We start from the raw sequence: 21,428 nt of genomic DNA on the forward strand, positions 1-21,428 counted from the left end.
ACAGCTGTTCCCGCGCTCAGCGCCGCATTGCGTCGATAGAGACGAGCTTTCCCGAAGACGGATCGCGATACTTCCAATTGCCGTTCCAGACGTTTTCAGGTCCGGCGGCGATCGACTCGTTGAGCTGATTGAGGGTCGGAAATCGCTCATTCGTATCGGAGCGCAGCCATGCCCCCTGGGTCGCAACCGCCCGATATTCCTGTCGGCGGTAAGTGCGAATGATTTCGAATCCTTCAGGGAAATGAACGTCGTTGCGGGCATCGTGCACGCCACCCGTATCGGACCGGGCGCTCGCGCCGTTGACAGCCTTGCTGGGCGCGCAGCCGAGTATTCGCCCGAGAATGGCGCTCTCTGTTTCCTCCCCTGCCTGACGGCTGGCCCAGATTTTGGCGTAGACGTCAGTACTCACTTGAATCGTTCGGCTCACGGCGTTGCTCCTTTCTATTATTTTCTAGATAATAGAGAATAGTGCTATATTGAGTCAAGAAGATTCTTGCTGGCGCGCCCGTGCGGGTCGGGCTCGCGTGAACCGAGCCCGCCTAGGCGGTCTCGGCCATGCGGCTTTGATCCCTCGCGCGTAGGCTTAGGGGCCAGCCCCTCAGCGCACTTCAGAAAAAATAGATCGGTCTCCCGAGGCTCGGCTGCGCCTGCGCCCGCCGCCGATTTTTTCTTCCGTTTGCACACCCCGTTCTCGGCGAAAGCCAGGGTTGCATGAGCAACCCATACCCAACGAAAGGGGTGAACAGATGAAACACGAGGAGTCCGAAATCAGAATCTATGTCGCGTGCCTTGCCGCGTACAACAACGGCATCCTGCATGGGCGTTGGGTCGATGCGACATTGGGGGCAGATCATATCCGCGAGCGCATCGCCGAAATGCTTGCCTCCTCACCAATTCCTGATGCTGAGGAATATGCCATTCACGACTACGAAGGCTTCGAGGGGGCGAGGATTGAAGAATACTCCGGCGTTGATCACGTGGCTGAAATCGCCGCCTTCATCGATGAGCATGGAGAAATAGCAGGCAAGCTGATGGAGTACTTCTGCGACCTTGAAGACGCGCGGGAGGCGATCGAAGATCGCTATTGCGGCTCATACATTTCGCTTGCCGACTATGCGCAGGAGATCACTGAGCAGACCATGGAAGTTCCACAGAGTCTGCAATTCTACATCGACTATGAAGCGATGGGTCGCGACCTCGAAATCAACGACGTGTTGGCTATCGAAACGGGCTTTGAAGTAGTCCATATCTTCTGGAGGGCATGAGCGATGCGCGCCCTCACACGACAAGACAAAAAGCAGGCCTTCATCAAGGCGACCCGCCACTTCCCCGAGCGATATGCCGAGCAGATCGCCAACGGCTTAGATGACAACGAGTTGGCGGCTTTGCTGAAGCGCTATCTCGGGATCGCGGGCGGCTCAGGTTAACGCGATCAGATCAGCATCGCCTATGAAGGGTGTGGCTTGAAAATCTGGGCATCATGGGGAACGCCGAACGCGGTTCTGGACGCCCCGATATTTGCGGGGTCGGAGACCATCCGCATGGCGCGGATGGTCTATCAGATTTCCGATCCGACAGACGATCAACTGCGCATGTTCTAGGTTCAGACAGAGCGTCGCAGGATCAGGAAAGCGGCGCAACTCGCGCCGATCCCGAACCAGAAGCCTTGGGTTTGAATGAGTGTTGCGATGTCCGCTATCACAGGTTTTCCTTTCTTTTATTCATTAGAGATCAAGCGACCGGCCCTCGCGACGGGCGCGCGACCTCTGTAGTTGCTCGCGTTTTTCCGCGAGTTCCTCGCGCCGCGCTTCGTTCAGGTCCTTCTGAGGCGATTGCTGGCGAATATCGGTACGCAGTTCGCGCATGACCTCGGTTTGACGTTCACGTTCGACAGTTCGCCTCTGATCGAGCGCCTTGCGCTCATCGAGGTGGCGGAAAATCAGAGCGTCTTTCTCGTGACGATCTCGCAGCAGGGCGTCGTATGCCTCAGCGCGATTTTGTTCGGCTACGCGTTTACGTTCACCTGTGATCCGATCAAACAGGCCTCGCAGGCCTTTGCTGAAGCGTTCTTGACGCTGAGTATTCTCCATTGCCGCTCGAGCCTGTTGCTGCTCCTCGAGAAATCTTCTCTCGGCGCGCTGCGCAGCGATAAGTGAGCGCTTCTCGGCAGCAAGGCGAAGGCGTTCGGCCTCCGATCGCGCATCCTGCTCCCGCTTCAACTCGTTGAGGCGACGGTTCACTTCATTGGCGTGTTCGGCATGGCGTTCCGTAACGCTGGGCAGCGTATCTGGCTCGCCCAGGCGGGCGCGAACATCTCGCGCTTTAACGCCGACCCACTTGGAAACCGCATAGGCTTCGCCATCGCGATTGACCCCGACGAAGCCGCGTCGATCGCCCTTGGCGAGTTTGAAGCCTCTCGTCTCCAAAGCGCTGGCGAAGGCCTGCCGCGAATCCGAGATCGCCCAACTATCCTGAAACGCGGACTTGATGGCGGCCACATCGCGTCCCGCGCGTTTGGCCTGTTGCCATTCTTCCAGCGTGAAATTCTTCGGATCGCGCTCATGCGTTTCGGCCAGCCCTCGCGGCATTTGCCAGCCATGCTCAAGGAATAGCTCGCGGGAAACCGCGTTGAGCTTGCGATGGTCGAACGAAAGCTGGACGGCTTTCATCCGCTGCGCATCGATACGCGACCAGACCGCATGGGCATGGCGTCGGCCTTCCTTCTCGTGGAAGACGATCGCTCGCGGTTGGCCGCTCAGTCCAAGACGCTCTTCGGCCATGTTGATCGCGGCCTCGAAGTCCCGCGTCGAAACATGTTCGGAAGGCGGGGGATTGAGGGATAGCGAGTAGAGAAACTTCGCGCAGCGCGTTCCTCGGCTTTGCGCGTACGCTTCGTTGAGCGCGCCCACGAGGTTTTCGGAAGCGAACCCGCGCAGCTCGTGTAGCTCAACGTGGTCGTTCTCGTCTTTCATCAGATGTAACGCCAGATCGCGCGCGCCGCCGCGTTGACTGCCTTTCAGGATCATGAGCCGTCCTCCGGCTTCACGCCCAGAGCAGCGACCAGATCGCGGCGCATTTCCTGAACGGCTTCGCAGGCCTCCTTCAACTCGCGCTCAACCTCGGGGCTGAGTGGAAGCGTCCCCGTATTGGCAGCCTTCGCGAGCTGATTGAGATTTGAGGCAAGACGGGATTGGCCGAGCCCGCCGAGCATATGGCTGAGCACAGCAAGCTCCGCAGAGGGCTGCCGTCGCCGCTTGGTCGAGCGCCGCGATCTCGGCATATCGTCATCAAAGAGCTTGAGGCGAATGTAGGCAGCTAGAGAAAGCGCTCCAGCGGCTCGATCGAGCCTTGAGCGTTCCTCATCGGTAAAGCGGATGGAAAAAGGCGGTGAAGCCTTCGGTCGGCTGTTTCTGTAGCCGTGGGAGGCCGTGTTGAAGGTCTGCACGTTCGTGGAGCTGGTCATAGGCTCAGCTCCTCAAAATCCGGAATTTCGTGCTTTAGCTGGTGCTCCCAGTCCTCTAGCGCTTCAAAGAGAGAGTTTAAACTTTCTCTCTCGGGGCGCGCCATTTTCTCCTTATAGTTCAGGTTGTTGAGCCGACCTCAGTCGAGCATGGCAGTACTACACCGCCGCGTTGCGCGATCACTTACTCCTGTAGGTTAATGACGGCAGTAAACACACGCGCCACTTCAGAACCTGTCCCACTCTGGGTGATCCGTCCCTAGATGCTCGACAATGAAATCGGTGAACGCACGGACTTTGACGGGCAGGTAGCGCCGCTCGGGGTAGATGACGCTGAGCGGTTGGCTTGGCATTTCGAAATCGCTCAAGAGGTGGTGGAGTTGCCCTTGCGCAATTGCAGGTCCCGCGATGAACGTCGGCAGACGTGCTATTCCGAGGCCGCCGAGGACGGCATCCATCAGCGCTTCGCTATTACTGGTCTGATAAGATCCGCGCGTCTCAACCCGAACGGTGGGCTCACCCGGTTTACGGAACGACCAGTGGTGTGCGTCTGATGCGTGGGCGAAGTGCAGGCAATTATGCTTGTCGAGGTCAGCAGGAGCGCGCGGCGGCGCGTGCGAAGCCAGATATTCCGGCGAAGCGCAAAGCACACTGTGAAGGTCTGTAAGTTTTCGGGTGATCAAGGTAGGGGAGTGCAATTGGCCCGCCCGGACAGCCACGTCAAATCCCTGCTCAACAAGATCCAGATGTCTGTCGTCTAGAGCGAGATCGGCCTCGATATCTGGAAACTCCAACAAGAAACCCGCCATCAGCGGCGCGATGTGCAGTCTGCCGAAGGACATGGGTGCCAGTATCTGGAGCCGACCGGCTGGACTGTCCTGAAGCGCTGTCGCAGCGTCTTCGGCTTGCTTGCCCGCCTCCAGTGCAAGGGCCGCGTGGGCGCGATACCTCTCCCCAGCTTCGGTGAGTGTCATGGCGCGGGTCGAACGGGTGAACAGCTTGACGCCGAGCTGCGCCTCGAGCTGTCCAATCCGCTTGCTTACCGCTGATTTGGTGACACCCAGCTTGCGGCCAGCCCCGGCAAAACTCCCGGCTTCGGCGACGGCGACAAACACTGGAATCGCGTCAAAATCTCTCATGGCCTATATATAGGTGAGAAAATCTCCACATGAAGTAGAATGGAGATACGGTTGTATATTTTTGGGATACGCCACCATTATGTGGGTATGTTACAGCCCGACAGTTCTACTTCGCGCCAATCATCCTCTCCTCGAACCACGAGCATGGCGCCATCGCTCACGATCATGTCCATCGGCCTGATCGTCGGAGTCAGTTTCGCGCTGACAAAGATCGCGGCGCTCGCAGGTATTTCCGCCATCGCCGCCCTGTTCTGGTCGTTGGCGCTTGCAGGAATCATCCTCCTCGGCGTTTTGGCCGTTCGGGGCGAAAGGCTGAACCATGACTGGGCGCATCTGCGCTACTACCTCTTCGCCGGGCTGTTGGGCGTAACAGGCCCTAACTTCATCGCCTTCACTGTGCTCGCGCATGTTCCAGCAGGGCTTTTCACCGCCCTGGTGATGCTTTCCCCGCTTGCGACGGTCGCTGTCTCCGCAGTGCTCGACCGGGCATTACCGGATGGCCGCCGCAGCCTTGGCATCTTGACAGGTCTCGCCGGATTGATGCTGACAATTCTCGTGGGCGCCGAGATCGGAGACTTCGATGCGAGATGGCTGATCATTGCTTTGGCCGCGCCATTATTACTGGCTTGCGGAAACATTTACCGAAACCGGGCGTATCCGGCGGGCTCAAAGCCGATCGGGCTGGCTGCCGGCATGTTGGTGTCCCAGGCAATAATCTGGTGGGGCTTGGTACTGGCCACGGGCGAAACCTATTCCCCTATCGGCCTCTCCGGGCCTGAAGACCGTGCACTCTTCGCGATAGGTGCGTTGTCTGCGGTCAGTTACATTTTGACGTTTGCAGTTCAGCGGCGCACGGATGGCGTTGGGTTCAGCCAGGTCGGCTATTTCGCGACTCTTTCGGGCATCGCCTGCGGTGCCATTCTCTTCGGGGAGACCTTGAGCTGGTCGCTCGCCGTGTCTCTCGCTCTGATCCTTCTGGGTCTCGGTATCACGAACGGACACCTGAGATTTCCGGGAAGACGTGCCGGTGGGAACAGGCCGGGATCAGGCATGCAGTGACGCTAGTTGGCGATTCTTTGCTGCGTGGAAGGATACCGGTGCGTGATGTGACAAACTCCGATGTCGTAAGAAATGCTCCGCTCGTACCCGAGACGTGCAAAAGCCTAACGATACGGGACCTGCAAACCATTCTCCTGGTATCCCAAGCCGGTAGCATTCGCAGAGCGAGTGCAAGCATGGGAGTTGGTCAGCCAGCGGTGACGAGACGAATTCAGAGATTGGAAGACGCTCTCGGCGTATCAATTTTTGAAAGGAGCCAAACTGGCGTAAGGTTAACAACGGCAGGTTGGGCCTTAAGCGCGCAAGCGCGGCGACTGGTCGGGGATTTTGGTTTGGCTGTTGAGGCAGCACGTGCGGCTGGCGAAGGGCAAAGTGGTCATTTGCAACTTGGCCTGATCGCTTCGCTGTCACAGGGCACTCTGCGAGACACTATCTCGAAGTTTATCGATCTTCATCCCTGTGTCGATTTGACTTTTCTTGAGGCAGATAGAGGAGAACTGATGACGCTCCTAAGTCATCGGGCATTGGATGTCGTATTTGCGTCAGGTGGAATGGACTTGGCCGGTGGGGATGCTCTGCTGCTCACTCACGAGCAGATTTATCTTGCTGTTGCACGAGACCACCCACTAGCAGGAAAGACATTGACGCGCTGGACAGACATTGAAGACGCTACCTTCGTTGTGAGTGCGAATGAACCGGGACCAGAGATTTCCGATTATGTTCGTAGAAGAGTAAGCGATCTTGGTCGGCAGGTAGTCATACGTCGGCATGGGCTTGATCGCGAAGGAATTATGAACCTTGTCGGACTAGGGGTCGGCATGAGCCTAGTGTGTAACCATTGGCGTGGGATCAGTTATCCAAACGTAGCGTTTGTACCGCTGGTGTGGGACGGAGTTGGTGAATCGATTCCATTCAGTCTGGTTTGGCGCCCCGAGAACGACAACCCTGCGCTTAGGCGGTTTCTGAGTTTGGCTCGGAACGAGGCGAAGCGGAACGGTGTTCTTTCCTGAGCTTTGCAAATCCCCTGTCCGTGGCCATAAAGCGCGCCAGCATGGGCGCGATGAGCTTTGCAGGTTCATTCTTCTGTCCGGCCTCGCGCGCCAGCACATCCGCATAGGCGACAAGATCGCGATGGACATTGGCGGGCAGCTCGATGTTCAGTTTAACCGGTGTATCGTCGGGAATGGCGCTCAATTTCAGCTTGGTCATGGATCAACTCCGATAGGGTTCGAGGACGAGGTCGTGCGTGACCATGACGCGCACCGGAAAACCGGGGCGGATGGTCAGGGTCGGCGAGATCGAAAGCTGACGCCGGACGATCTCATCGCCCGCGCGGCCGATCGTGTCCTGCGTTCCCTCGCGAATGGCGCGGGCGATCTCGTCGTCGTCATCGGCGCCAAATTCCGCGCCGATATTCAGGACGGTGGCGAGACCGGCGGCCATGAACAGCTTGCCCCAGTGGTTGTTGACGCCGTCTTCGAGTCCGGCATAGCCGGCTTGGTCTGCGCCGGGCTGGCGTTCGAGAACGATGGAACGGCCATTGGGCAGGATCAGCCGTGTCCAGGCTAGTAGCACGCGGCTCTGCCCAAAGGCGACACGGCTGTCGTACTCACCGATCAGACGCGAGCCTTGGGGGATCAGAAGGAACCGTCCAATCGGGCTGTCATAGACATTGGACGTCACCTGCGCGGTGACCTGTCCGGGAAGGTCCGAGCGCAGACCCGTGACCAACGCGGCCGGAATGATCGCACCGGCCTGGACCACATAGGGGCTTGGCGGGTCAGTCAGCCTGTCGACGCTCGTCGTGCGTCGATCAACCGGCTTGTTCAGGAATGCCTCTCGCCTGTCCGTCGCATCTGGTGCGGCGCCAGTTGCGGTCGCCGGACTTCGGGCAGCCAACCGGTTCCTTCGAGAAGCTCTTCGGCCGCCGCGACCATATCCTGTTTCTTGAGACCGGCGATGCGGTCGGCTGCATTCTCGCCCTTCGCTTCGCGCACGGCCTCCAGAATGCGGGCCTTGGTGACGCGAGCGAGATAGATCTCGCCCGTCGGCGCCCAGCCCGCCGCCGCCATGTCGAGCCCGAGCGCCGCCGCCAGCACATCGGCATGGGCGAGCGCCCGCGGACGGCGGTTGTACGGCTCATGGACGGCGTTGACGGTCATGGCGATGCAATGCGCGAACAGCGCCTCGCGGCTATCGTTGTCGAACCCGACCAGCGCCCCCCACAGATCCTCAGGCGCTTTCGGCAGCACCCCTAGCCAGCTCGTCGTGCGAGCGTCGATGCTGAGCGCGTAAGCCGTGTCGCCAAGGTCCGGCGCCTGGGCGCCGAAACCGGCGCTGTGCGGCGTGATCTCGACGCAGCTATCCAGCGGATAGTGATAGAAGAGCCGGAGGGTCACCGCGTGCAGGGCGGCGAGGAACGCCGTCTGCGGATCGTTGCCGAGCGCGTCGCGAAGGGCGAGCGTGCGATGCGCCGTCAACTCCATGATGAGGCGGTCGGAGAGCGGCTTCAGGCCATCGTCTTCCTCTTCCGCCTCTTCGCTGGCGTCGGGGGGCGGAACGTCGTCGTCCTCCTCGGCAGACGCGTCGATCCCGTCGACCTCGTCCTGTCCGTCGGATTGGACGGAAGGTTCATCCTCGGGACGGACATAGCCGCGTTCGACACGCAGACGGCCGTCATGGCCGATGCTGACGAAGACGCCGGCCACGGCGATTTCGTCCGGCTCGAAGCGGACGGGCCGCTCCTGCAAGGCTTCCATCGCCGTTTCGATCTCGCCGAGCCGGGTGTCGATATCTTCCGGGAACTCCTCGGCGTCGGCGTACTCGTCTTCGAGCTTGTCGTATTCGGCTTTCAGTGCGTGGAAGCTCGCGATCTCGTCCTCGCTCATCGGCTCGGTCTCGCCGATGATCCGGCGCAGACCGTAGGTGTGGCCGTAGGGAAAGTCCGTGCCGATCTCGATCCATTTCCAGCCCTCAGAGCGGATTGCTTCCGCATCGGTTTCAAGCTTTTCGTCGACGAGTTTCGCAAGCAGGCCAGCGTCCTGCAGCCATCCGCCATCGTCGGACTGGAACAGATCGCGAAGGATGGCGCCGCCGGCCGCCTCATAGGCGCCCAGCCCGACGAACTGCGCCCGCCGGTCGGAGGCGCGCACGGCGCCTTCGGTCAGCATGCGGCGGATCTCATAGGGCTGTTTCGCGTAAGTCCGTTTGATCGACTCCCAGACCTGTTCCTGACGCTCATGGTCGGGATTGACCGTGAAGGCCATGAGTTGGTCGAGGGTCAGTTCCTCCTCGGCATAGGCGTCGAGGAGCGATGGCGCGATAGCGGCGAGCTTGAGCCGCTGTTTGACAACATTCGCCGAGACGAAGAAGGCCGCTGCGATTTCTTCCTCGCTCTTGCCTTTCTCGCGCATGGCCTGGAAGGCGCGGAACTGGTCGAGCGGATGAAGCGGCGCACGCTGAACATTCTCGGCGAGACTGTCTTCTTCGGCGAGGCCGTCCGTGCGCACGATACAGGGCACGGGCGCTGTGCGGTTCAGCCGCTTCTGCTTGACCAGAAGTTCGAGCGCCCGGTAGCGGCGTCCGCCGGCCGGGATCTCGAACATGCCGGTTTCTGCGCCGGCCTCATCCAGCACCGGCCGTACTGTGATCGAGGACAAAAGCGTGCGTCGTGCGATGTCCTCGGCGAGCTCCTCGATCGAGACGCCAGCCTTAACGCGGCGGACATTGGACTGGCTCAGCACCAGCTTGTTGAAAGGGATGTCGCGCGAGGCGCTGAGGGTGATTTTCTGAGACTTGGTCATGTCAGTTCTCCGCGACGGGCTGGCCGAAAGCCTCTCTCTCGACCTCCAAACCCGTCACGAAAAACACGGCCCGCCTCTTCCTCTTGAGGAAGCGACGGACCGGAGAGGTGGAGCGCTGGCCGCAGCTACGCTGCGCGCTCCAGGAGCTTCTTCGCCTTGCCCTCCATATCGAGCCGGGCGTCCTGCTGCGGTTTCGACCGGGCGACGGCGGTGATGCCCTGGACGAAGTCGAACACAGACTCGGGCGATCGGCCTTCTTCGGCGAGGACTGTTTCGACGATTCTGGCCGTCTCCGCCTTGGAGAAACCCCGCTTGCGGAGGAAGTCGGTGCGATCGTCATCACTGCGCGCGACGATCCGCTCGCGCGCGGCACGGATGCCTTCGACGAAGGGTCGTGGCGAGGAATCTGCGAAGCGGGTCAGAGCCGGCGCCGCCTCGTGTGCGAAGCGATTGGCGGCGTATTTGGAATGCCGGATGCTGATTTCCTGGAAGTCCTCGGCGCCCCAGAGATTGCGGTTCTGGCAGACGGCGCGCAGATAGAAGCTGGCGATGCCGAGCGTCTTCGCGCCGACTTCCGAGTTCCAGCAATAGAAGCCCCGGAAATAGAGATCGGGAGATCCGTCGGGCAGCTTGCCCGCCTCGATCGGGTTCATGTCGTCGACCAGGAAGAGGAAGACGTCTCGGTCGGAGGCGTAGAGCGTGGTCGTGTCCTTGGTAATGTCGACCATCGGGTTGTAAACGCCGCTCGACCAGTCGAGCGTGCCGGGCACTTTCCAGCGCGTATCGCCAGTTCCGTTCCCCGCGATCTTCCGCACGGCGGCGATGAGCTCATGATCGTAGATGCGGCCATAGTCAGGTCCGGTGACGGCGCGTAATTCCGTGCGCCCGTCTTCGGTTTCCAGCGTCTTGATCTGCTCGGCGCGGTGCGAGGTGAGCCCGTATTGCAGGTTGATGCCCGCAAGCGGCGCCGGGAGCTGGCGCAGATAGGCAGCCGGCGCGCTGACCAGGCTGGCGAGCTGTCCGAAGCTCCAATGGGTCGGCGCGACCGGCGCGTCGGCTTCGGGCAGGATGAGCGCCAGGTTTTCCGGATCGTCGCGATGGGCTTCGACGCGGATCGCCGCGCTCTCGACCGTCCGCGTGCGGCTGCGCTCGGCGCGGCCCTTCACCGAGGTGTAAAGCTCCGACAGGGACAGATAGCGCTCGTCATCCGGCCGCGAAAACCATTCCGAGGAGACGCGGCCGATCCGCTCTCCGCGCGAGATATCAACTTTGTAGCCGCCGCTCGCGTCGCGCCGGCCATCCTGGGTTTCAAGGTTCGTCATGGGTCAATCTCCGTGGGCGGGCCGGCCGAGAGCCTCTCTCTCGACCTCCAAACCCGTCACGGCGAAAGCCGCCGAACTCTTACTCTCTGGGGGCGCCCACGGCGTCTCCCCGCAGAAGGGGTAGGCCGAGACCTGGGCTCGGACGCAGGGGAAGGCTTTCCCCAGGCAGACTTCCAACCAGCGGTCAACGAGATGCCAATTAGCGGAACATTGACTCCGAATCAGCCGAAGCGGGGCTTCCGCTCCGGCGGCAGCCCGGCCTGGAGGGCGACGTCGTCCCTTCTCCTGGCGCCCTGGTCCAAAGGCCGATGGTTAACTGGGAGGCTGCCCTGATCTACATCGCGTTAATGATACAAAACCTCACGCTATGGGCTCCAAAGTGTGGGGATACCTATCAGCTGCCCAGGCGCTGTCCGAAATTTGCATACAGATTTCGGACGTCACACTTGCGAGCTGTCCGAAATACCACTACATATTTCGGACATGACAGACACTGCATCAGATTTGAAAACCGCGATCCTGAAGCGCATCGAGAAGGGTGCGACAAGAGGGGTTTGGACGCCGCGAGACTTCCTCGATCTTGGCGCGCGGGACGCCGTGGACAAGACACTGCAGCGGCTGACACGCGCTGGAAGTTTGCGGCGGGTGGATCGAGGGCTTTACGACAAGCCGTCATTCAACAGTCTGACACAGAAAAGCAATCCTCCCGACCCAAGACAGGTTATCGAGGCCATCGCTCGGCGGGACCAGATCCGCGTACTCGTCGATGGCATGACTGCCGCCAATGATCTCGGACTTACGAATGCGGTTCCTGCAAAAATCGTCGTGCACGCGGATGCGCGCCTCAAATCGGTCTCGCTTGGCCAACTCGGAATCACGTTCAAGCCTACCGCTGCGAGCAAGCTGTACTGGGCCGGCCGGCCGGCCATGCGCATCGTCCAGGCATTGCATTGGCTACGGGACACCATGGGCCAGGTCGATGACGACGCGATTCTTAAGCGTCGTCTGAACGCAATTCTTCATGATCCGAAAGATGGGCCAGCGCTCCGGGCGGACCTGATGTCGGGCCTGTCGACGCTGCCGAGCTGGATGCAGAGCCTGTTGCGGCCGATGTTGAAAGAACAGGCTGGCACATGATGAACCCCGCATTCGAACAGGTCATCGCAGCAGACGATGAGACAAGGTTGGGTCTTTATACGACGACGGCCCAGCGCCTCGGCACAACACCCCAGAATGTTGAAAAAGACTTCTGGGTCTGTTGGACCCTTGATGCGCTCTTCAATGGATTGGCAGACCGGCCACGCTTGCTGTTCAAGGGCGGCACATCGCTCTCCAAAGGGTTTGGCCTGATCAAGCGCTTCTCGGAAGATATCGATGTCACTGTCTTCCGTGACGATCTGGGAGAAGCAGTCTCTATCACGGAACTGGAAGCTCTCAGTGGTAAGAAGCGCGGCAAAGCTCTCGATGCGATCAAAGCGGCGTGTGAGGCTTACATAAATGGCCCGTGCCTAGCGGGGCTGTCCGCGATCACAGGCGAAACGGCCAAACGCAATGGGTTGAGCACGGAACAGCTCCGCATTGAGCCTGACCCCGAAGACAGTCAGGCGCTCTATGTGCGTTATCCGACGGCAACACCCGAAGATGCCCCCGAAGATGCCTATGTCGGCAAGGCTGTAAAGATCGAGTCCGGCGCGAAGTCGGCTCTCGATCCAAATTCGGATCGCGTCATCCGGCCGTATCTGGAAAACGATATCCCAGATATCGACTTGGGTGTCGGTAACGTCACAACGGTCGATCCGGAACGGACCTTTTGGGACAAGGTCGTGATCCTGCATGGGCTGCGGCGCTGGTTCGACAATCGCGGAGAACTCAAAGGAAACGGCCAGCGGGTCTCGCGCCACTACTACGATCTACACCAACTGTTGGCTTCAGATACCGGACAAAGGGCGTTGAAAGATCGCGAACTGGGCGCCGACTGCGTGGCCCATGCCCGCATGTTCTTCAATCGCCCAGCCTTCGATCTCGCGACGGCAACGCCCCCCACATTCTCTCTTCGCCCCGAGGGCAAGATGCTCGACGACCTTAGCCGCGACTATCGCGCCATGTCGGGCATGATCTTCGGAGAAGCTCCGGCCTTTGAAGAGATTATCGACGATATCATTGAACTTGAGACGGCTCTGAATGCTCCGACGGAAGGGGCTGAAGAAAGCGATGGCCAGGAACATGGCTAAAAAGACAAAAGGCCCGAAGCCGCGCCGAAATCCAAAGCCATCGTCCAAACCGGCCAAGGCTGCATCCAGGGCCGGATCCAATGCAGGCCGGGGTTTTCGTTACCAGGATGCCGTGTCCGCTTGGTTGGCGGTAGAAATATGGGCTGGTCAGCGAGCGCCTGCCATCGTGATCCCGGAAGGTGGTGACGACATTGAGCTGCGTGGCGAAGAAGGGAGCTTTGTCCAGGTCAAGAGCCGGCGGGAACACCTTGGGGACTATACGGAAGGCGAGACGGTTGGACACATTGAGGACCTGTGGAATCGGTCGCTTGGCTCCGCACCGCAGCCGCAGCTACTGGAGCTCGTTCTTGAGCGGGAGGTGGCGGGCCTCAGTCCCCTCGACGACCACCCTGCCGCTCGTTTGATCGAAGGTCCGATCAGCACCAGACTTGCAAAACTCAGTGGCGCCTCCGATCTTCTCCCAAGAACATCGATCATCGTGACGACCTCACCGCAGGAATGGGCGATCAGCCTGATCGTAGATCGATTGAACTGCGCCCCAATTGCAGCCCAGATGTGCTTTGCCGATCTGCTGGTCCGCGTGGGTGCCCTGGCAGACGCCAATGGCCGGTTGGCGCCGGAGAACTATCGTGGCGTTTCGATCTCCGACACCGAAACGTCAATCCGCGATGTCTTGGCCGCTATCGACATTGACGCGATCGAACGCGCCCTCAGGGATGGCGTCTGCGAACCGGTAGATTTCCTTACGCCTCTCGACGACCCAAACTTCTATCTCGGGGTCGATGTAGAACCCGGTCACATCGCGGCAGGTTTGGTGGCCGAACGCCCCCGAAGCAGGTCGGCTTTGGTGGATGGTATTGAACAACGCCGTGCCGCGTTGATCGTCGGACCGTCAGGGGCCGGAAAATCCGCTTTAATGTGGGAAGTCGCCAACACGTTGCGCCATACGGTGCGGTGGTTTCGTATCCGTCGTCTGAGCGCGGAGGATATTCCATCTCTGCGCCAGTTGATCCGGACGTTTCGCGCTTCAGAAGACAGTCCCCTGGGCTTTGTCATGGATGATGTTGGCCGGAATGGGCCGGAAAGCTGGGGCGCCTTGCTCAAAGAAGCGATGTCTGTGCCCGGCGTCGTCCTACTCGGTTCGGTCCGGGAAGAAGATGTCACGCTGATTGCCGAGCGCGCCCGTGCAGCTGAAATACGCGCCGATCCCGACGATGAACTCGCAGAACGACTCTGGCGAGAACTGCGCGAAGTCGAAAAGACGGACTGGGTAGGTTGGCGCGAGCCGTGGAAGATGAGCGACGGCCTTCTTCTAGAATATGTCCATATCCTGACGCGCGGACAGAGGATGCACGAACTCCTCGCCGATCAAGTCGCGGCCAGGATTTCAGATCCGAAGCGTTCCCTCGAACTTGATATTTTGCGATCGGGCGCCTGGGCAGGCGCAGCGAATGCTGAAGTTGATGCATCGCGATTGGCGGGCGCTCTCTCGGTCAGTGAGGCCGATCTTTCATGCGCCTTACAGCGCCTCATCCAGGAACATCTGGTTCGTTCACCTGCTCCGGGCGCGGTCACCGGCCTACACCAGCTTCGATCCGAAGAATTGCTGCAGCTCACGCACCAGACAACATTGCCGACCCTCGAAACGAGTTTCGAACGGACGATCGTAAGTGTGCCAGCCGCCGATCTCGAGCCGTTGGTCGCGGACACGCTATCTGCGCGGCGCTTGCCTGTCCCGGCCGTGCTCAATGGCTTGATTACCCGCGTGGAGGGCGAACAGGACGCGCGGGCGTTGGCGTCAGCGCTCCGGGGGTTGGGCTCGGGCCGGGTTTCTTCGGGCGTTGACGAATGGCTGGACACGCCTGAAGCGCGTGCGCTGCCGCGAACGCAAGTCGGAAGCGCCGCAATGTTCGGGATCGCGGGTATTGATCTGAGTAGTCTCAGCATCATCCCGGAGGTCCAGGCCGCGGCGGATCGACTCTCGCAGATCAAAGGTTCGCCGGAAGATGACCCTCGCCGCCTGTTGATGGAGCGTATGTCACCCTCTGTCTTATCTGCCCTGATCGAGACGGCGGATTTGGCGAGCTTAGATGAGATTCTCGCAGCGTTGGTCGGAATGCCATTGCCAGCCGCGGTGCGGACCAGTCTCATGCAGGCTCCCGAAGGCCTCTTGAATGCCAATCTCGATCTCTTGGGGTCTCTGATGGGCACCTTGTCCGCCCTGGATCGTGAGATCGCCAGTGATTGGGTCGCCGAGGTCGGGCAAGAGGCGCTGTTCGCACGGGTTCAGGCAGAGACAGCTTGGGCCGGGCCTGTAACAATCGAAGATGCCGATGATGGAATGATCGTCCGTTGCGATCTTTGGTACGTTGCCGGCTCTGTACAGAAAAATCCGCACGACGCGGTTGTAAGTTTGTGTGAGCGGATATTGGCACTGTGTCCGCCGGCTGACATTGCGGTGTCCAACGCTATTACTGCAAGTGGCGAATTGGCAGGCCTTGCCCAGTTGCCGCTCGCAACAAAGCGGATTCCCCGAGAAAATCTTCCCCCACCGTCAGTTCCTCAGTGGAATCGGCGGTGGGGTCATCTGATTTCCCGCCGCGTCGCCGCTCCGAGCTATAGCGACTATCTTGCCAGAGGCGTGGCAATTCTCGATGCCCTTGTGCCGACGTTGGAGAAGGTCTTCGACGCGCATTTTCGAGGAAAGGATGCACTCGGCAACCTCGCCGACAAGCTGAATTCACTCAATGCGGATACTGAAGAACTGACGCCTCCCGCTGTTTCATCATTGGAAGCGTCAGGCGCGGGGCGCGGAGAGGCTAACACCGCCGTCACCAAGTTCCAGAACCTCCTGCACAGCGCAAGCGTCAATCTCGTCAAGAGGTTCGCAATACTGCCCGACCAAGCTGGTGCATACATTGCCTGGTTGAGCGATCTCATCGCCGATGTCGACATTGCAATTGCCGAAGAGCCTTGGCATCTCGTCGCCGACGGTCCTCCACCGATGCTTACCCGACTTAAGACGCTATTGGAGACGTTGCGAGTTCTGGCCGGAGAAGCCCATGAAAGGAAGCAAGCGCCAGCGGTAACTTGGGCGGCACGAGGCAAAGGCGCGCGAGTAGGCAACTCCGTTCGGCTCGTATCCCTCTCTGCCAAAGCTGCCGGGGAAACACGACTAGCTCAGCGAAAGGCAGAAATTGAGCGCCTGGCAGAGGAAGCCGGGACCGTCGCACAGTTCCACCTTCGTGTTAACGCCAAGGGTATTCTACCGTGGCCGCCAGCAGACGTTCTCGCGCTGTTGCCCGTGCCCGACATTGCAGATGCGGTGGTCACGCTCGCTGAACAAGCCGAACTCGTGCGGTCATTGGTGGATTCGTCGATCCACCTGACGATCATGCCTAACATTGAGGGTGTCGCGTTCCCGGCGCTCGCAAAGTCTGGTTACCAGACCCTCCTTCCGGACGTGGAAGGTGCTGCCTTCTGGGCTGAACAACTCGGATTGCCACAAGCCCCATCTGTTATGGCAAGCATGTTTGGGGAGGTGCTGAGCCTTGCCAGCGAACTTGGAGCAATGGATCAAAAACGGCTCGGCAATGAGCCTCGTCCCGAAGAAGAGGTTGCTGCCCGTCGGAGCTTGGAGGCCACCTTCGCAAGAAAGTACGAAGAACTGACCCGACGGCTCAATGCTTTTGACCAAGCCCTGCAATCGGATGTGTCCGAATTGATCGAGCATCTGCGAACTGGGGACGTTGATTTCGCCGCAGAAGCGCAGGCTGCGATTGGCGGGACTTCAAGCAATATCGCCGAGGCGGCGGGATATGTGTCTCTGCTCTTGATGTCAGCCGAGATCGGCGAAATGCCCATCGATGGGCAAACTATCAAACGTGTTCACACGACCGAATCCGAGCAAATCGTCGATGACCAAGAGTAACAATAGGGACGACTTCAGTCAGGCGACCAAGAATCGCCTCGCGAAGCAAGCCCGGTATCATTGTAGCAATCCTAGTTGCAGGAAGCTGACGTCAGCGCCGACCAGCGATGGCTCAAAGGAAATGAATATTGGAGTTGCCGCTCATATCTGCGCTGCAGCCCCTGGAGTTGGTGCGCGCCGCTATCGCGCCGATATGACGCCCGACCAACGGAAATCGCATGAGAACGGGATTTGGCTTTGCCAAGACTGTGCAAAGGCAATTGATTCAGACGATCCCATTTTCACCGAGGCATTTCTGCTCTCTTGGAAGCAGAAGCACTCTGAGGACATGTGGCGCAGCGTTATCGACAAGCTTCCCTTCGGCCCGACCATGCCGCCGACCGTTTCGGAAATCAGTGCACGCTTTCAAAAAGCTGCCGCTGCGGACTTGGCTGTGTTCCGTCGAACACCCAAATGGCCGGGCACGAACGTGGCGCTCACGCTGACGTTAAAGGTGAAGCATGTGAACGAGGCGCTTAGTACGCGCGCGCTTGCTGACGCGGTGACCACACTGGATGACCTCATCCTTGTCGCGGCGCCCGGAATGGGAAAGACGACAACTCTCTTTCAGGTCGCCGACGGTCTGTTGGAAATCGGCAATGGCACGCCGCTTATCGTGCCGTTGGGAGATTGGGCCACCGAAGGCGACGCATTGCTCGTATCCATCCTGAAACGCCCCGCATTCAACGGAATTTCCGAGCAGGATTTCCGCGCCGTCGCGGCGAACCCCGGCGTCGTGCTGCTTCTTGACGGCTGGAACGAACTGGATGCCGCCGCACGCGAACGCGCGCGCGTGCAAATCACTGCTCTCAAGGCTGAATTGCCGGAGCTCGGTCTTGTCATTTCCACACGCAAGCAGGCGCTCGACATTCCGTTCGGCGGGACGCGGGTCGACTTACTGCCACTTGATGACGATCAGCAAATGGAGATCGCGCACGGCATGCGGGGCGACGCTGGCGCACAGCTCGTCGATCAGGCGTGGCGGACAGCGGGTGTCCAGGATCTTGTGACCATCCCACTCTACCTCACGGCACTTCTTTCGCTGCCAGAGGGCGCGCCTTTTCCGACAACAAAGGAAGAAGTGCTACGGCGCTTCATTGCCGCACACGAGCAGGAAGCCCGCCGTGCGGCGGCGCTTCATGCCGTGGCTCTCGGCTTCCAGCAGGATTATTTGGATGACCTCGCCGTGTTTGCTACGACAACGGCCAACACGGCGATCACGGACAGCAACGCGCGCAAATCGGTCGCCAACACCGCGCGGGTTCTGGTGGACGACGGACAAATCACCATCTCCACACAGCCCGACACGTTGCTCGACACGCTTGTTAGCAATCACGTTCTGACGCGCTCCGGCGACACGCCGGGCTACTCGTTCCAGCACCAGCAATTTCAGGAATGGTACGCCTCGCACTACGTCGAACGACTGATGCTACAGGCCGTCAGCGATCCGGCAGCACGCGAGAAACTGAAGGTCGACGTGCTCGATCAGCGTCCGTGGGAAGAAGCAGTTCTGTTCGCAGTCGAACGGAGCGCACGCGGAGACGCCATATATAAGACCGCATGCAGCGCCGCCATCCGCGCAGCTTTTGAAGTCGATCCTGTCCTCGCGGGCGAGATGATCTTCCGCGCCACCGACGAGGTATGGGCACCGATCGGCACCGAAATGCGGAGCCTCGCCGAGCAGTGGCACGCGCCAGGCAAGGTGGATCGCGCGGTGCGTTTCATGATCACGGCCGGCAGGCCGGAATTCGCCGATTTTCTTTGGCCGCTTATTTCGCACGCAAACACCCAAGTGCACCTGCCCGCCCTCCGGGCGGCGAAGCGATTTCGCTCATCCGTGCTTGGGAACGACGCGCCGGCGCGCATCGCAGCGCTGCCACCGGAAATCCGCAAGAACGTACTGCATGAAATCGCATCGCATGGCGGGATCGACGGCCTCGACCTTGCGACCGCAATCGCGAAAACTGACAGCGATCCGGACGTGAAGGCGACAGTGGTTGATGCGCTCTCATTTCGACGGGCGGATCGCCACGTCGCCGACTTGCTCGCTGACGCGGGCGACGCGACCTACGATATCCTCGCCGAAAAGGGTCACCTCGACGACATTGCAGTCGATGCCGTCCAGCAGGAACTTCGGCGAGCGCGCGAACGGCGCAAGGTTGCTGGAATTTCGCACTTTCAGCGCCTGCGCACGCTCGTTCACGCGCCGGTCGAAGATGACCACGATACCGAGATTACTGAGATTGTTGCCGAAATGGAGATCGACCGGAAACGCGATCGCGAAATGCACTTGTTGTATGAAGCGCGAAAGCGATATCCGGAGGCTATCGCTGAGGGGCTACTGCGCCGCGTGCGCGAGCACCGCGAACTCTTCTACGGCGCGGACGATATTCTTGCGGCCGCCGGGTTTGTCCATGAGGACGACGCGCTGCTCGGGATCGCCCTCGAAGAAACAAGCCGGCACGACGACCGCGCCGAGGCCGCCGCTTCAGTGCTGGGACCAAACGCTGTTGGCCGGCTGATCGACGCGTATCTTGCAGCTGGGAAAGTCCTACGCGACGCCAGCGGGAAGTACAACCAGGCGGCAGGTGATCGCTATCACGATCTGCGCGCCCGTATCGGCCACACGCCGGGCGCAAGTTTGGTGGCCGCCGTTCAGGCGCGGGCGGTAAGCGCTGACAATGAGGAAATCGTCCAACTGGCCGAGCTGTTTTCCCGTGAGACCTACGGCGACGAAGAGCGGGCGCGACCCTTCAATGTGGAAGGCTTGGCCGCAATCGGAGTGCTGGCGCGCGAATGGGCAGCGCGCATGCTCGCCGCTGGGGATGAGAAGCGTTCGCGAGTGGCTACCATTGCAACGATGATGAGCCACGCACCGTCCGTCGCGCATCTTCCACTCTTGAAGAGAATGCTTGACGACAATTTACGTCGCTATCGGGCTTTCCGCGAGAAAGCTACCGCGAGCGGCTGGAAGGATCGCGACGCTGTGCACGAAGCGCAGCATCCACACATGCATGAGTACCAACGTGCGTTCTTGGCGATCAATGCGCCGGTGACCGCTACGCTGATGCGTGAATACCTGACGGATGAGCATTTTGGCGAGCTGGCTGCGCGTGTGCTGGCCTTCCAGTGGTTCGAGGCCAACGAACCCAAGGACGACAAGAAATTCCGGAGCGGCGAAGATTTCTCGCGCGTGGAAGAGCGCCGCGAAGCCCGCGCCGTCGATCCCGCCGCGACATCAGCCGAGGCGGAGGCGATCTTCGACGCAATCGACACGTTGATTGTCGATGGTTCGACGGATGCGCAGATGAAGCTGGGGGTTGCGCTCGGCGTTGTCGGATCGCGGCTCCCCCACGGCCAGCGTGACGTGACGATCCAGAAGCTCATTTCTCTCGCGCCGAGGCAGGCGCGCGCAGCCTTGCTGTTGTCGCTGATCCTCTCTGGCGAGGACATCGACATCAAGCTCGTGGCCGACGGCATAGCTGAGACCTTTGAGGCGGCCAAGAAGGAGACCTGGATTCTGACTCAGAGCGACGCGTATCAGCTACGTGCTTGGTTGCGCCTTTTGCCGTTCGCCACGCCTGTCACCGATCTGCCCGCCATCGTGCGCGGCATGCCGGACGCGCAGCGCGACCCACGAATGCTCGAAGAGATGGTCGGCGGACTCAACAGTTCGTGCTCGGACGACGCAGAAGGCGTGACTTTCACGCTCGCAGAAGAAGACCCGCGTCTCTACCAGAACCATCAGTGGCGCGCGACCGCGTTGAGGTTCGGCACCGTATCCGCCGCACGCCGCCTTATTGACTTGACGATCAGCGGCGCGCTCGACGGCAAGTCATACGACGGATGGCATTGGCAACGCGAATTGGGTGGATTGATTTCGGAGTTCTCCGAGGTCCGCGCCTATGTCTACGACCTCCTGAAGGATGGGCCGGCAACGAAGCAGCTTGCCTTGCTAGCTAGCGCGGTTGCTGAAGACCCTGGCACGGACGGCGTACTGATGCTGATCGATTTTGAGATGAAAGCCGGACGTTCGTTCATGACGTGGCAGTCGATCCAAAGCGCTGTCACGGAGCACGTCCCGGCAGAGAACTGGGAGGGTGCTTACAATGTCGTGCCCGTCCCGGCGGCCGAACTGCGCCGGAAGCTGCTGGCGATGACGAGCAGCGGCGGCAAGGATGACCCCGCCGCCCGCTGTCTCAACCTTATAGACAAACTCCGGGACGAATACGGTGCTCCAGAATCGGAACCACGCCATCCCAATCTTGCGTCGGGGCGCCCCTGGCCGATCTTGGTCCCTGATCCCGATGCAGAGGACGGGAATTGATACGGCGAGCAAACGGAGTGATCAAATGCAGGGTCCTAACTGTCATATATGACAGATAAATTCGGTTTGGCTGTCAGATATGTCAGTTAGCAGACTGACGAGACGTGATCGAAAGCA

At 60.1% G+C, this 21,428-nt stretch carries 16 protein-coding genes and 1 pseudogene; 9 read left to right on the plus strand and 8 right to left on the minus strand.

Translation table 11 applies throughout. The features are described from left to right. Positions 1-16: 16 nt before the first annotated feature. Positions 17-427 (minus strand): hypothetical protein, encoded by a 411-nt coding sequence (locus PB2503_RS05380; RefSeq protein ID WP_013300213.1) that lies wholly within the window; start codon positions 425-427, stop codon positions 17-19. Positions 428-746: 319 nt separating this feature from the next. Between PB2503_RS05380 and PB2503_RS05385 the strand changes: the two genes are divergently transcribed. From PB2503_RS05385 to PB2503_RS14670, 3 genes are read left to right on the plus strand one after another with little or no spacing between them, the layout of a single operon-like run. Continuing rightward, positions 747-1,265 carry an antirestriction protein ArdA gene (locus tag PB2503_RS05385; RefSeq protein ID WP_013300214.1) on the plus strand — a complete coding sequence of 173 codons (519 nt, stop codon included), beginning with the start codon at positions 747-749 and terminating at the stop codon, positions 1,263-1,265. Between the two features lie 3 nt (positions 1,266-1,268). Next, positions 1,269-1,427, plus strand: a complete 159-nt coding sequence (locus tag PB2503_RS14665) for a hypothetical protein (protein WP_013300215.1) — start codon at positions 1,269-1,271, stop codon at positions 1,425-1,427. A gap of 36 nt (positions 1,428-1,463) precedes the next feature. Further along, positions 1,464-1,601: a hypothetical protein gene (locus tag PB2503_RS14670; protein WP_013300216.1), complete on the plus strand. Its 138-nt coding sequence runs from the start codon at positions 1,464-1,466 to the stop codon at positions 1,599-1,601. A gap of 123 nt (positions 1,602-1,724) precedes the next feature. Here PB2503_RS14670 and PB2503_RS05390 read toward each other — a convergent pair whose 3' ends face one another. The 3 genes from PB2503_RS05390 to PB2503_RS05400 all read right to left on the minus strand — a co-directional run bounded on the left by PB2503_RS05390 (position 1,725) and on the right by PB2503_RS05400 (position 4,599). Beyond that, positions 1,725-3,026, minus strand: a complete 1,302-nt coding sequence (locus PB2503_RS05390; RefSeq protein ID WP_013300217.1) for a relaxase/mobilization nuclease domain-containing protein — start codon at positions 3,024-3,026, stop codon at positions 1,725-1,727. Next, positions 3,023-3,463 carry a MobC domain-containing protein gene (locus PB2503_RS05395; RefSeq protein ID WP_013300218.1) on the minus strand — a complete coding sequence of 147 codons (441 nt, stop codon included), beginning with the start codon at positions 3,461-3,463 and terminating at the stop codon, positions 3,023-3,025. The genes PB2503_RS05390 and PB2503_RS05395 overlap by 4 nt, the downstream gene beginning before the upstream one ends. Positions 3,464-3,687: 224 nt before the next feature. Beyond that, complete coding sequence (locus PB2503_RS05400) at positions 3,688-4,599, minus strand: LysR family transcriptional regulator (RefSeq protein ID WP_041534902.1); 912 nt, start codon at positions 4,597-4,599, stop codon at positions 3,688-3,690. A gap of 144 nt (positions 4,600-4,743) precedes the next feature. On the opposite strand from PB2503_RS05400, the gene PB2503_RS05405 reads away from it, so the two are divergent. Further along, positions 4,744-5,658, plus strand: a complete 915-nt coding sequence (locus PB2503_RS05405) for a DMT family transporter (RefSeq protein ID WP_013300221.1) — start codon at positions 4,744-4,746, stop codon at positions 5,656-5,658. A gap of 47 nt (positions 5,659-5,705) precedes the next feature. Beyond that, the gene (locus tag PB2503_RS15140; RefSeq protein WP_420798261.1) at positions 5,706-6,668 is read left to right on the plus strand and encodes a LysR family transcriptional regulator; all 963 of its coding nucleotides are present in this window, start codon (positions 5,706-5,708) and stop codon (positions 6,666-6,668) included. Here PB2503_RS15140 and PB2503_RS05410 read toward each other — a convergent pair. From PB2503_RS05410 to PB2503_RS05425, 4 genes and pseudogenes are all read right to left on the minus strand, one after another. After that, on the minus strand, positions 6,610-6,867 hold the full coding sequence (locus PB2503_RS05410; protein ID WP_013300222.1) for a DUF2274 domain-containing protein: 258 nt from the start codon (positions 6,865-6,867) through the stop codon (positions 6,610-6,612). The two genes, PB2503_RS15140 and PB2503_RS05410, sit on opposite strands and share 59 nt — an antisense overlap. A gap of 3 nt (positions 6,868-6,870) precedes the next feature. Further along, positions 6,871-7,527: pseudogene (locus PB2503_RS05415) on the minus strand (TraB/TrbI/VirB10 family type IV secretion system protein); the annotation flags it as partial. Further along, positions 7,485-9,461 (minus strand): ParB/RepB/Spo0J family partition protein, encoded by a 1,977-nt coding sequence (locus tag PB2503_RS05420; RefSeq protein WP_013300224.1) that lies wholly within the window; start codon positions 9,459-9,461, stop codon positions 7,485-7,487. The pseudogene PB2503_RS05415 and the gene PB2503_RS05420, both read right to left, overlap by 43 nt. A 125-nt stretch (positions 9,462-9,586) precedes the next feature. After that, complete coding sequence (locus PB2503_RS05425) at positions 9,587-10,783, minus strand: hypothetical protein (RefSeq protein ID WP_013300225.1); 1,197 nt, start codon at positions 10,781-10,783, stop codon at positions 9,587-9,589. Positions 10,784-11,266: 483 nt separating this feature from the next. Between PB2503_RS05425 and PB2503_RS05430 the strand changes: the two genes are divergently transcribed. From PB2503_RS05430 to PB2503_RS05445, 4 genes are all read left to right on the plus strand, one after another. Beyond that, on the plus strand, positions 11,267-11,920 hold the full coding sequence (locus PB2503_RS05430; RefSeq protein WP_013300226.1) for a DUF6088 family protein: 654 nt from the start codon (positions 11,267-11,269) through the stop codon (positions 11,918-11,920). Continuing rightward, positions 11,920-13,014: a nucleotidyl transferase AbiEii/AbiGii toxin family protein gene (locus PB2503_RS05435; RefSeq protein WP_041535344.1), complete on the plus strand. Its 1,095-nt coding sequence runs from the start codon at positions 11,920-11,922 to the stop codon at positions 13,012-13,014. Before PB2503_RS05430 ends, PB2503_RS05435 begins: the two co-directional genes overlap by 1 nt. After that, a complete protein-coding gene (locus tag PB2503_RS05440; protein WP_238525811.1) occupies positions 12,995-16,945 on the plus strand; it encodes a hypothetical protein in 3,951 nt (1,316 codons plus the stop codon). The genes PB2503_RS05435 and PB2503_RS05440 overlap by 20 nt, the downstream gene beginning before the upstream one ends. Before the next feature lie 121 nt (positions 16,946-17,066). After that, positions 17,067-21,311 carry an NACHT domain-containing protein gene (locus PB2503_RS05445; RefSeq protein ID WP_013300229.1) on the plus strand — a complete coding sequence of 1,415 codons (4,245 nt, stop codon included), beginning with the start codon at positions 17,067-17,069 and terminating at the stop codon, positions 21,309-21,311. Positions 21,312-21,428 lie beyond the last annotated feature (117 nt).

Origin of the sequence: Parvularcula bermudensis HTCC2503, from assembly GCF_000152825.2 — a bacterium.
Taxonomy (GTDB): Bacteria; Pseudomonadota; Alphaproteobacteria; order Caulobacterales; family Parvularculaceae; genus Parvularcula; species Parvularcula bermudensis.

Bases quoted from the DNA above. Each gene is read 5' to 3' on its own strand.
- PB2503_RS05385 (WP_013300214.1), top strand. From the start codon at position 747: ATGAAACACGAGGAGTCCGAAATCAGAATCTATGTCGCGTGCCTTGCC.
- PB2503_RS14665 (WP_013300215.1), top strand. From the start codon at position 1,269: ATGCGCGCCCTCACACGACAAGACAAAAAGCAGGCCTTCATCAAGGCG.
- PB2503_RS05390 (WP_013300217.1), bottom strand. From the start codon at position 3,026: ATGATCCTGAAAGGCAGTCAACGCGGCGGCGCGCGCGATCTGGCGTTA.
- PB2503_RS05395 (WP_013300218.1), bottom strand. From the start codon at position 3,463: ATGACCAGCTCCACGAACGTGCAGACCTTCAACACGGCCTCCCACGGC.
- PB2503_RS05400 (WP_041534902.1), bottom strand. From the start codon at position 4,599: ATGAGAGATTTTGACGCGATTCCAGTGTTTGTCGCCGTCGCCGAAGCC.
- PB2503_RS05405 (WP_013300221.1), top strand. From the start codon at position 4,744: ATGGCGCCATCGCTCACGATCATGTCCATCGGCCTGATCGTCGGAGTC.
- PB2503_RS05410 (WP_013300222.1), bottom strand. From the start codon at position 6,867: ATGACCAAGCTGAAATTGAGCGCCATTCCCGACGATACACCGGTTAAA.
- PB2503_RS05420 (WP_013300224.1), bottom strand. From the start codon at position 9,461: ATGACCAAGTCTCAGAAAATCACCCTCAGCGCCTCGCGCGACATCCCT.
- PB2503_RS05425 (WP_013300225.1), bottom strand. From the start codon at position 10,783: ATGACGAACCTTGAAACCCAGGATGGCCGGCGCGACGCGAGCGGCGGC.
- PB2503_RS05430 (WP_013300226.1), top strand. From the start codon at position 11,267: ATGACAGACACTGCATCAGATTTGAAAACCGCGATCCTGAAGCGCATC.
- PB2503_RS05435 (WP_041535344.1), top strand. From the start codon at position 11,920: ATGAACCCCGCATTCGAACAGGTCATCGCAGCAGACGATGAGACAAGG.
- PB2503_RS05440 (WP_238525811.1), top strand. From the start codon at position 12,995: ATGGCCAGGAACATGGCTAAAAAGACAAAAGGCCCGAAGCCGCGCCGA.
- PB2503_RS05445 (WP_013300229.1), top strand. From the start codon at position 17,067: ATGAATATTGGAGTTGCCGCTCATATCTGCGCTGCAGCCCCTGGAGTT.